At 67.6% G+C, this 10880-nt stretch carries 9 protein-coding genes and 2 pseudogenes; 5 read left to right on the forward strand and 6 right to left on the reverse strand.

The window, feature by feature from the left end:
- A partial coding sequence (locus tag ACVCAH_RS36620) for a zinc ribbon domain-containing protein (protein ID WP_447140797.1) occupies positions 1 to 699 on the forward strand: 699 nt, incomplete at its 5' end.
- Positions 700 to 710: 11 nt separating this feature from the next.
- Here ACVCAH_RS36620 and ACVCAH_RS36625 read toward each other — a convergent pair.
- Together ACVCAH_RS36625 and ACVCAH_RS36630 are read right to left on the reverse strand one after the other, a co-directional pair.
- The gene (locus ACVCAH_RS36625; RefSeq protein ID WP_447140798.1) at positions 711 to 968 is read right to left on the reverse strand and encodes a hypothetical protein; all 258 of its coding nucleotides are present in this window, start codon (positions 966 to 968) and stop codon (positions 711 to 713) included.
- Between the two features lie 391 nt (positions 969 to 1359).
- On the reverse strand, positions 1360 to 2577 hold the full coding sequence (locus ACVCAH_RS36630; RefSeq protein WP_447140799.1) for a low temperature requirement protein A: 1218 nt from the start codon (positions 2575 to 2577) through the stop codon (positions 1360 to 1362).
- Between the two features lie 1726 nt (positions 2578 to 4303).
- Between ACVCAH_RS36630 and ACVCAH_RS36635 the strand changes: the two genes are divergently transcribed.
- Both ACVCAH_RS36635 and ACVCAH_RS36640 read left to right on the forward strand, forming a co-directional pair.
- Positions 4304 to 4990, forward strand: a complete 687-nt coding sequence (locus ACVCAH_RS36635) for a Type 1 glutamine amidotransferase-like domain-containing protein (protein ID WP_447140800.1) — start codon at positions 4304 to 4306, stop codon at positions 4988 to 4990.
- A 352-nt stretch (positions 4991 to 5342) separates the two neighbouring features.
- Positions 5343 to 5762: a DUF2267 domain-containing protein gene (locus tag ACVCAH_RS36640; protein WP_447140801.1), complete on the forward strand. Its 420-nt coding sequence runs from the start codon at positions 5343 to 5345 to the stop codon at positions 5760 to 5762.
- Between the two features lie 300 nt (positions 5763 to 6062).
- Here ACVCAH_RS36640 and ACVCAH_RS36645 read toward each other — a convergent pair whose 3' ends face one another.
- The 3 genes and pseudogenes from ACVCAH_RS36645 to ACVCAH_RS36655 form a co-directional block, all read right to left on the reverse strand.
- Positions 6063 to 6713, reverse strand: coding sequence for a hypothetical protein (locus ACVCAH_RS36645; RefSeq protein WP_447140802.1), 651 nt, complete (start codon positions 6711 to 6713; stop codon positions 6063 to 6065).
- Positions 6714 to 6772: 59 nt separating this feature from the next.
- Positions 6773 to 8064: pseudogene (locus tag ACVCAH_RS36650) on the reverse strand (IS701 family transposase).
- Between the two features lie 124 nt (positions 8065 to 8188).
- Positions 8189 to 9070: pseudogene (locus tag ACVCAH_RS36655) on the reverse strand (IS5 family transposase).
- Positions 9071 to 9094: 24 nt separating this feature from the next.
- Between ACVCAH_RS36655 and ACVCAH_RS36660 the strand changes: the two are divergent.
- On the forward strand, positions 9095 to 9244 hold the full coding sequence (locus tag ACVCAH_RS36660; protein WP_447140803.1) for a hypothetical protein: 150 nt from the start codon (positions 9095 to 9097) through the stop codon (positions 9242 to 9244).
- Between the two features lie 5 nt (positions 9245 to 9249).
- Positions 9250 to 9822 carry a GNAT family N-acetyltransferase gene (locus ACVCAH_RS36665; RefSeq protein ID WP_447140804.1) on the forward strand — a complete coding sequence of 191 codons (573 nt, stop codon included), beginning with the start codon at positions 9250 to 9252 and terminating at the stop codon, positions 9820 to 9822.
- 146 nt (positions 9823 to 9968) lie between these two features.
- Here ACVCAH_RS36665 and ACVCAH_RS36670 read toward each other — a convergent pair whose 3' ends face one another.
- Positions 9969 to 10448 (reverse strand): hypothetical protein, encoded by a 480-nt coding sequence (locus ACVCAH_RS36670; RefSeq protein ID WP_447140805.1) that lies wholly within the window; start codon positions 10446 to 10448, stop codon positions 9969 to 9971.
- Positions 10449 to 10880 lie beyond the last annotated feature (432 nt).

Below are 10880 nucleotides of genomic sequence, written 5' to 3' on the forward strand. Positions count from 1 at the left end.
CGCCGCCGCGCCGTATCCGGCCGGGCCCCGAAGCCGGGTCAGCGGGGGTCACGTCGGTGGCGCAAGTACCGCCGTCGTGCCCGGTTGGTGGAGGGTCGGCATCGGCGGCGGGTCCGCCAGGCCCAGCACGAGGCCGCCCGAACCGTCATCACCTGGGCCGTACGCCAGCGGGTCGGAGTGCTGCGCGTTGGCGACCCCCGCGGCGTGCTCGACATCGACGCGGGGCGGCGGCACAACCTGCGACTGCGGCAGTGGCAGATCGGCCGGCTCCTGCAGGTCCTCACCGACAAGGCCACCCAAGCGGGCATCACCGTCCGCCTCGTCGACGAACGCGGCACATCCTCGACCTGCCCCGCCTGCCGCAAACGGATATCCAAGCCTCGTGGGCGGACCTTGACCTGCCCGCACTGCGCGTTCTCCGGGCACCGTGACCTCGTCGCGGCTGCCAGCATCGCCACCCGCACCCCGGGCGGCGGACCCACCACCCCCACAGCTGTCGTGCTGCCGGAGGTGGTCACGCACCGTCGAGCCGGCCGGCACCTACCCGGCGCCGGCCAGTCCCGACGTGACCCCCGCCGCCCACGGGCGGCGCGAGGATCAGGTGGCCCGCGGAGGCCCGCCCCACCACCCAACGGTGGGGAGTCGCTCACCCCTCACGGTGAGGATCCACAACACCACCGGACACCCGGTGAACGTTAGTGGACACCGCACTAGTCAGTGCGCCGGCGGTTGAACTCCTGCCGGACCGCCTCGGTGAGGTCGCGCCAGGTGCCGGCCGAGGCCTTCATCATCCGGTCGACCATCATTCGCGCGGGTCCTTCGTCAGGGAAGTCGTACGAGACCTCCTGCCCTCCGTCACCACCGAGGCGGCCACGCACCCGCCAAAGCCGACCGTCGGAAATCAGCCAGATGTCCCGCCGGGCCATGTGGCCCCAGCTCCCGTTCCACCAGCGCCCACGTACCTCCACCAGCAGCAGCGTAGTCGAACACACGTTCGATTCGGCCGGCTGCCGGCTGCCGGCGGGTTGTTCAAACTTCCTGTACGTCTTCAAGGCGGCCCGCAACGGGCCGCACGCGCCGCCGCCTGGGCGTGCGCCGGCCGCTGCCGCTGTCGCTCTGCGGCCGTCACGCCTACGCCCGGCGGCTGGCGCGCAGACCGGGGAGCCCGGAGGGCCGCCGCAGAACGACAGGCCTTTGACCGGTGGGATGGTGGGCCGGCAGCCGGCCGGGCCGCGCGGCCAAAAGCCCGCGCGGCGTGAGGGGAGTGGACGCCGGCCGCGTCGGCGAGCTGGCGGCGGTCGCGGTGGTGGACGCAGCGACCATCGCCGGGCGCGCCTTGTAAGCAAGACGTCAACCGACCTAGTGTGCCGGGGAGGGTGCCTCGGGGGGACGGCCGGCGGCATGGTGGGCGTCGGCGAGTGCGACGGCGAGCAATACGAGCCCGGCCAGGACCGAGGCGGCCAGCGGCGGGGCGAAGTACAGGGGGATGGCTGCGACCGCCAGAGCGGCGATAGCGACGACGCGGCGGAGCGAGAGCCGGTTGAACACGACGCGTTCCAGACGGATACGGCCGTAGAGGAACAGTGCCGGACCGCCGAGGCTCGCGAGGAGCCACGCCGGCTGGGGCCGGCCGTCCGGGTGGCTCAGCACGATCTCGAAGCCGACGGCGGTGGCGACGATGCCGAGCACCATGGTGATGTGGGCGAGGCCGATGGCACGGCCGGCGGCATACAGGTCCTTTGCCGCCGCGACGGCTTCGGCGAGGACCTGCCCGGAGCGGTAGAAGTAGATGCGCCACAGCAGCACCGTCGACAGGTATGCCAGCACCAGCACGGCGGAGGTCGCCAGGGTGATCGGTTGGCCGGTGAAGGCCGTGCCGACGGCGAGCACGGTCTCCCCGAGGGCGATCAGCAAGAACTGCTGGTAGCGCTCGGGCAGGTGGTGCTTGCTGTCCATGGCCCACGCACTCATCCGCGGGCGGGTCATGCCGGGGACCGGCCAGCGCAGCTGCGCGGCGACGATGTCCACTGTCACGGCGGCCCCCCAAATGGTGGCCCGGGCGCCACCGCTGAAGGCCGCGCCCGCAAACCAGATCACCGCCGAGGCCGCGAACCAGAGCACCGACCGGCGGTAAAGCTGCCGCAGGGGGTGCCCGCGCAGCGCGGGCATCAGAATGAGCGGCCGGCCGATCTGCAGGATCACGTACGGGAGCACGAACGCCAACCCCCGGCCGATGAACGCGTGCGGAATCGATGAGGCCATGACCAGCATCCCGAAAGCGCTGGCCAGCACTATGTACTGAATCTTGCGGCGGCGGGGGTCGAACCAGCTGGTGATGTGCGCCGTGGTGATCCACAGCCAAATCAGCGGCAGCGCCAGCACGAACAGATAGGCCATCGACCGCCAGCCGACGACCGGGTCGTCGCTGGCGATGTCACGCACGACCCGGCTGACCACCCCCGCCAGGGCGAACACCAGCACCAGGTCGACGAACAGTTCCAGAAAGTTGGCCTGCCGTACGTCCTCGCGACGCTGCAACAGGTCCTGACCCCGTCCACCGCCTTCCCGATGCCCCATGCCGCTCATACTCGCCGGGCGCAACCCCGGCTCACCGGGGGTTTGGACTCGTACACCCAGAGGGAAGGCATCCCCGGTGACCGCCAACGACAGCAGGCTGGGTTATCGCCGAGCTGGGTGGCACCGGATGACAGCCGACAGCAGCAGAAGATGCGCTGCAACGGCGTTCGGGGCCAAGATGTCAATGGCCCAGCGAGTCGTCGACACGAGTCAGCAGGAAAGTCAGCAACGCGGAATTGCCCCACCGGCACCAACCGCCGCAGACGGCGCGACACGGAGGGCCGACCACGAGAACGACACCGGCTGGCAGTGGCCGATAACGCCGACCAGTTCCCCCGGCGGGGGTCGGAACTCCATCTCGGCCTGGTCGCCGTACAGGCCAGAAGTACAGCAACCCACGGCACCATGACAGCCCGCCAGGGGACCGACGGAGGCTTGCGCCCTTCGTACCGGACCGCCAACAATCTCCTCGCCGGCAACTCGCAGATTCAGGGCCGGGGACAGATCTGGCACAACCTAGCGCGAGTAACGGCGGAAGATGCCGGAAACCGATGGAAGGCGTTTCCGTAGGTCAGAAGCCGTGTTGGAGGTAGCGGGGGAGGTCCGTGAGTCGGGCCTCTTACTTCCAGCGGAACTGCACGAACCGGCACCCGACCGAATCATGGACCTTGGAACGACAGCTTGCATCGGGTGGAGCTGCGACAGCAACGGCGACAGCAACCGGCGGACGAGGGCGCCCTTCGGCGGAAGCGTGCGGACAGTCGCCCGAGGTCGCGAACGCGGACAGACGACGCCGGATGATCCACACAGAGCTTGTAAACGAGTAGTCGTACGGCCGGACCGAGGTTTGACGGGGTGGCGTGCGATCCTTGCTCAGCCGGTGCTGGGCTGAGCCGGGTGTAAAGCCCGCCTGGTGCTGCCGCTTCTGATCCTGGCAGTCGTCTTGACCTGTGTGGGAGAGGTGATTTCTATGGGGATGGTCGGCGTCACCCTCGGTTCTATCGCTCTGGTATCTGCAAGTTTCGTCACGAACCTGGCAGCAAGCGCGGTAGCACCGGGCTGAGCCCAGCACCGCTCGTCCGCCCCGAAGTGAGGCCCGGTCGAGCTGGCGGTCGTTAGTCAGCACAAAGTCAGCGAGGCGCGTGACAACGGCCGCCAACCGTTGCTACTGGACAGCAAAGTGCCGGACGCCAACGCCAGCCGCCGACATCGATCGACAAGCGTCAACTGCGTCGAGCCGCCTTCGCAAGGCAGGGTTAGGGGTTCAAGCCGGAACCTCTCTGCGCGGCGCCGGCCAGGCCGAGTTCAGCGCCGAGCGGACCGTGCGACGGTTGACCTGATACTTGCGGGCCGGACCGCGCACGGACAGGCCAGCGCGGGAGTCCTGTCGGATCGCCGCGAACAGGTCAACCTTCGACATTGGCGGCATCGGCGGGCTCCCGTCTAGACCAGCCGATGCTCCCACCACGTCAGGCGGGTCCGGAACTCGCGAACATCGAAGCCACCCGATCGAGACAACCCGGAAGGTGAGACCCGAACTGGCGAACAAAACGCAGGTAAGGGCGTGGCATCGGACCTGTGTCGTCGCGGGGGCGGAGGCAGTTGACGGTTGGACGGCCGCCAGCGGATGATCCAGCGATGTGTCGCTCGGGTTAATGAGCCGGGACGCTGGTTCTAATGGGCAACATGATCGCCGTCATGCGGTGGCTTTAGGAGAGCGGATTTGATGAAGTTTCTTCTCACGTCGTCGGGCATCTGTAACCCGAGCATCTCCGACGCGCTCGTCGACCTGCTGGGCAAGCCGATCGCCGAGGCCACGGCCCTGTTCGTCCCGACCGGTGTCTACCCCTTCTCCGGCGGAGGCGAGAGGGCGTGGAAGGCGATCCACGGCCAGGCTCCGATCCCGCTGTCCCAGCTCGGTTGGAAATCCCTGGGGATGTTGGAGCTCACCGCGCTGCCCACCATTCGAGAAGAGAACTGGGTCCCGGCGGTCCGGGGGGCCGATGCCCTCCTGGTCTGGGGCGGCGATGTGCTGTACCTGACCTACTGGCTGCGCCAGTCGGGCCTGGCCGATCTCCTGCCGTCGCTGAGTGACACGGTTTATGTGGGGGTCAGCGCCGGGAGCATCGCGGTCACCCCGTACAACTGCGACGCCGAATTCGACCTTGAATTCGTCCCTGACGGCAGCGACATGGCGCAGGGTGCCGACCGGGCGCTGGGGCTGGTGGATTTCACGCTGTACCCCCACCTCAATCATCCGGACATGGAGGACACCGAGCTGTCCAACATCCAGAAGTGGGCGTCCGGAATCCCGGTCCGGACTTACGCCATCGACGACAACACCGCCATCAAGGTGGTCGATGGCACCGTTGAGGTCATCTCCGAAGGAGACTGGAGACTGATCAACCCCTGACCGAGACGTCCCTTCAGCCGAGCCAGCCCTACACAGGGCGGGTCCACAACTCACGAACACAGCAATCGGCCGAAGAGACGTGGGCCCGATAGACCCCGACAGGTGGGACCCGAACTGGCCCACAGAACCACCTGGTCCCGTACAGCAGGGAAGTACAGCAACCAACCGCAACGTCACAGCCCTTGACCGGCCGCCCGAGGCTCGCGACCTGCGAACCGGGCCGTCAGCAACCGCCTCGCCGGTAATCCATCGCTTCAGGGCGACCCCCGAGGACCGGGACCAGGTCGAGGGAGGCCGTTTCACCGTGAGGGGCGCGGGTAGACGATGGCCTGGTCGGACAGGAGGCTTTAAGGTGAATTACGCCGAATTCGTAGAGGTTGTGGCAAGGCGTGCCGGGGTGCCGTCGGAGAAGGCCGAAGCCGTCAGCCGCGCGACTTTGGAAACGTTGACCGACCGGGTCACCGCCGGTCAGGCGAGCAACATCGCCGGGCAGCTTCCGAGAGAGCTACGGCAGCATCTGCACAAGACCACCACCGCTGTTGGGTCGCAGAACGCCGAGCCGTTCGCGCTGAACCAGTTTGTCGAGCGGGTGGCGAGACGCGCCGGGGTCGATGTGCCGATGGCCGATGCAGGTATGCGGGCCGTGCTCAGCACCATCGGTGAGGCCGTGAGCAAGGACGAGTTGAAGGACCTGGTTTCGCAACTCCCGAAGGAGTTCTGGGAGATCATTCAGGCCGGCGCGGGGGTCGAGGTCAGGCCGCGCGGTGCATAGCGGAGAGTTGCTCCAGCTCCGACTAAGTGTTGTGGCAGGCAACAGCCGCATGATCGTTCCTTCATGCCGAAGAGGTCGCTGGTGCCTGGCGCGACCCGTAGGACGTGCCAGATCTGTGCCAGGTCGACAGGTCATGTCGGGGGATTGACGGGGACTGACGGAGAGAGTGGATGGCTGGCCGCAGGTCAGCGCCGCGCAAGGTCCGGAGAGTTCGGGAGATCCCCCTGGCAGTGTGGGTGTCACGGCGGCCCGACTGACGATTTGTGCGGCACTGGCAGCAGCCGGCGACATGAGGCGCATTTAGGGAGCCGGGCACCCGTCGGGCGTCGCCTCAGGTGTGAGCGTCTGCGGATCGAACCGTACCCTCGATGCTTGGCCGTCCTCGGTTACGACCTCGACTTCATGGGTGCCGACAAAGGCAGCACGATTAAACAGGTCGTCTGGCGCTGAATTCGAGGACGACCAGGAGAAGCAGGCAAGTTCTGTGCGGCCTTCCCGGCTCAGCAAACCGGCTCGGCTCTGAACCCGCAACGCAGCGACCCCGCCCATCACCTCGTACGCAACCAACCGATGGCCAGGAGACGACGCCACGACGGGGCCACGCGGATCCACCTGTACGGACCCCACGCCCCCGATCAGCAGCGCTATGGCCGCCACCGCTGCGGCCAGCCATTGCGAGCCGGCGCGCAGCCCAGAACCTCGGAAGCCAAGCCAGCCGGCCGCGGCAAGTACTCCGCAGCTCAAGGCGACGGCAAGGAATGGATGCGCAAGCTGGTCGAGATGGATGTAGCGGCCCGGGTTTACCGACGCGAAGACGCCGATCGCGACAGGGACGGGCGCCACGATCACAAGGCCGAACGCGGCGCGGCGACCGGCAGCCGTGGACATGGGCAGCACTATGCCAGACAGGTCACGCAATCGAGGTACGACCGCAGCTAGCTCGATCGACATGGCTTCTTCAAGATCCGGACTATTCGCGGAATGACCTTGGCGGCTCTAGTACTCCAACGTCACTTCGCCTGTCTGCGCTGGTAGTGGGATCGGCGGGCTCGGGCTTGGGATGTTCGTCGCCAGATCGACCAGTGCAGGGTGTGCGCTGGTGGAAGTGGTTGGGTAAGGACGAGGGCGTTGAGGAGTCGGCGGATCTCGGCGACGGTCAGCGCGATGATCTCCGGGTCGCCATCGGGCTGCTGCGCGGCGGCGAGGATGGTCAGGACGGCCAGGGCAAGCATGGCCAGAGTGATGAACCGGTGCCAGCCGGTCCAACCGCGGACCTGGTAGTGGTCCAGGCCGACCTGGCCCTTGCCGGTCTGGAACAACTCCTCGATGCTCCAGCGGGACCCGGCGACCCTCACGAGGGTGTGCAGCGGCACCGGGCGAGGTGACCAGCACAGGTAGAAGGCCAGCTCACTGGTGGTGCGATTGCGGCGGATGAGTAGCCACCGGTGCTCGCCTGGCCGGGTGGCGGTGGTGATCCACGCCCACAGGTAGTCGCGGGGTCCTTTCGCGCCCGGCCCGCAACTGTGCGGCTGCCACTCGCGGCTGGGGATCCGCTCGGCGAGGTCGTCGACGCGGATGAGGGTGCGGCCGTCGTTGATGTGCACGCGTCGGTCGCAGCCGACGGCCAGGACGTAGCCGGTTCCGCGTTGCTCGAGGTCATTGCGTAGACCCGGGTCGGCGCCGTAGACCTCGTCGCCGGTCACCCACCTGAACGGGACACCGGCGTCCACCGCGTCGGCGATCATCTGCCGGGCCAGAGCCGGCTTCGTGGCGAAGACGACCTCCTCGGGGACACCAGCGGCGGTCAGCCGGTCGGCCTGCTCGCACCAGGTCGTCTCCGGCAGGTAGAGCCGACGGTCGATCAGCGCCCGCCCCGCATGTGACACGTAGGCCAGGAACACCCCGACCTGGCTGTTCTCCACACGCCCAGCGGTGCCCGTGTACTGCCTCTGCACCCCGACCGAATACACGCCCTTCTTGAGGAAGCCGGTCTCGTCGGTGACCAGCACCGCGTCAGGGTGGCCCAGCTGCTCGACCAGCCAATCACGCACGTCGTCGCGGACAGCGTCGGCGTCCACACCGCCGTACGCAGCAACCGCTGCATCGCCTGCGGATCGTTGTAACCAGCCCGTTCGGCCAACGACCAGCAGGTCTTGCGTTCCACGGCCGACAGCAGCCCTTCCACGAACTGCCCGGCGGCTCGACGTGGCTCCGCCCGCACGAACCGGGCAGCGACACGCGCCACCGCCTCGTCCAGGATCACCCGCCACCGGCTGGGGTCTACGCTGTGGCAAGCGGCCATCGCACGATCTTCGGTTGTCCTCACAAACCATCGATGATCAACGCGGTGGCCGTCCTCATGCCCGCACCACGCCCAACGCCGAAGCCAAGTGACGTTGGAGTACTAGGCCCTGTGTCGAAGTCCGTCACAGCCACTCGTTGATGGCGGCAATCTGCACAGTGGCTTCGTAGCGCACCGCGAGTTTGTCGAAGCGGGTCGCGACGGCTCTGTTGCGCTTCAGGCGGTTGATCCCGCACTCCACGGCATGGCGCTGCTTGTACCGCTCGGGGTCGAAGGCCGGTGGTCGGCCACCTTTGGAACCGAGTTTGCGCCGGTTGGCGTCCTGGTCGGCTTTGGACGGGTTGGTTGCGGCGATCCCGCGTCGGCGCAGGTAGCGTCTGTTGGATCGGGACGTGTATGCCTTGTCGGCCAGGACCCGGTCCGGGCGAGTCCGAGGCCGGCCCGTGGCCAGCCGGGGCACTCGGATGCCGTCGAGCACGGGGGGATGAACTGCGGGCTGTCGCCGCGCTGCCCGGCTGTTAACACGATCGACAGCGGCTTCTGCCCTTGCTCGCAGGCCAGATGCAGCTTGGTGGTCAGCCCACCCCGTGACCGCCCCAGCGCGTGATCGTCCGGCTCGGTGGTGATGCCACCTGGCGGTTCGGCCTGTAGGTCCCCCTTTTACGCGCACCGGCGGCATGCTGGTGCGCCCGGGCGGACGACGAGTCGACCGATACGTCCCACGTGATGCGCCCAGCCGCGTCGGCCATCGCCTGCAACGTGGTCAGGATCTTCGCCCAGGTCCCGTCGCGCTGCCAGCGGCGGAACACCGCGTACGTCGCGGCCCAGGACCCGTAGCACTCCGGCACGTCCCGCCACGGGGCACACCGACTCTGATCCGCCACCGGATCCCGTCAATGAGCTGCCGCTTCGTCCATGTCGGCGGCCGTCCCGGTCGACGCCCCGCGGGCAACACCGGCTCAAGCGCCGCCCACTGCGCGTCGGTCAGGTCGTGCCGCCTCGTCACCGCTACAGTGGCCACGAGGTCTCCGTGCTGATGGTCTTCTTCGTCGATGAACCATCTACCGGAGACCTCGCTACGTCGATCACCGACGCGCCGGATTTTCATCGCCACGCTACCGCCGAATTCGGCGCAGGCCCAGTTGTACAGGCGAGCGAGGGCCGCACCCAGTCGAAATGAAGTGCTTGCTGATCCCGAAGCCTGCCAAGCTGCGCGGCATGGACGTTCGTCTCGAGCCTTGGTCGGAATCCGCGCTCGACCTCCTGCGCCGGATCAACACTGCGCAGATGCGTCGACACGTTGGCGGTCCCGAGCCGGAGGAACAGCTGCTTGCCCGGCACCGCCGATACCTGGCCATGCCGGCAACTGGCCGCGCCTGCATGTTCGCCGTGCTGCTCGGCGACGAGATGGTCGGCAGCATCGCCTACCACCAGCGTGACTGGCAGGGCGAGCAGATCTACGAGGCCGGCTGGAACGTCCTACCGCCCTACCAGGGCCGAGGCATCGCCACCGCAGCCGGCGCCGCCCTGATCACCACCGTCCGCGAGGCTGCCCGCCATTCCGATGCACCCCACAGCCTGCACGCGTTCCCCTCAATCGAGAACGCCCCCTCCAACGCACTCTGCCAGCGCCTTGGCTTCACTCTCCTCGGCCCCTGCAATTTCGAGTACCCGCCGGGCAGCGGCTCCCTGATGCGCAGCAATGACTGGCGCATCGACCTCGCCAACTCCGACCCGCCGGCCGTCACGCGCCTGTGACTTCGACACAGGCCCTAGCTGCGCACGCAGGCATCGCCGCAGGTAAGGCCGTTCGAATCGCCGGCCATGCAATCCCCTTCCTAACCCGTGTGTCACAGGTTCGAATGCTGCCAGAACGCACATGCTTCGTGGTCCGATGGCCGGCATCACTCCGAGTCGAGGCGGCACGACGAGCCAACCCATAGCCGCACGGTGGTCGGCGGCTCGTTGCTCGTCACCGAGTACCCGATTGATCTCTCCCGGTCGTATCCGTCCAGGCTGAACCGGCCATCACCGAGCATCGTGAAGCGGGTTTCGACCTGTCCGGAGCCCCTCTCTAGCGCGAGCAGAGTTCGCTCGTGGTCCTCCGGCGCCAGCGGCAGCTCCCAGACTGCCTGCATGACATAGGCGCGGTCGTTGTCGAACCATCGCGCGCTGTCACAAGGGGACTCGAACTCGCGCTGCGGTGCCGGCAGTGCCCCGAACTGCTCCCGCGCGGCGTCGGCGGCGACCTCCCGTACGATCTTTCGCGTTCGGTCCCGCGACATCTCCTCCGGCGGCTCTGGCGCATCATGGTCGTCCACCGTGCAACCCGTCGCCAGTCCCACGCCCAACAGGGCCCCCGCCATCCCAAGAAGACGTTGCATGCGGCGCATCCTCTGGGTGCCGGGCGGGCTTCTGCCGCTGTCGGGGCACACGGGGCACAAGACGCCGTGAAACGTCATCAACCATTGGCCAACAATGAGAGCACGAAACGCCGCGCGAGCAGGTGTCGGACGTGTTCCCGCTGATGGCGGGTTGGCGGCTCTACGTTCCGCTTCAACATCTCGCCGCAGCGCCTCGTTCTGGGTGGCAGTGGAGAGCCGCCGCCGTTGATCTAGCCGCATGACCATTCGAGCTCGCCATCAGGTGTGACGATCGGTACGGCGCTGTGATCGGCGGTAGAGCCTGCGGCTCGCTGCCGACGAGCGAAATCGAGGCACGCGGGAGTTCCGCTTTGGAGGCTCTTCGAAGTTAGGCGGGGTTGAGGTGTCCGCGGTGGCGTCGGGTTGTGGCGGTGCGGGTGCGTAGGCGCTGGT

This window comes from Micromonospora sp. LZ34, assembly GCF_052981855.1.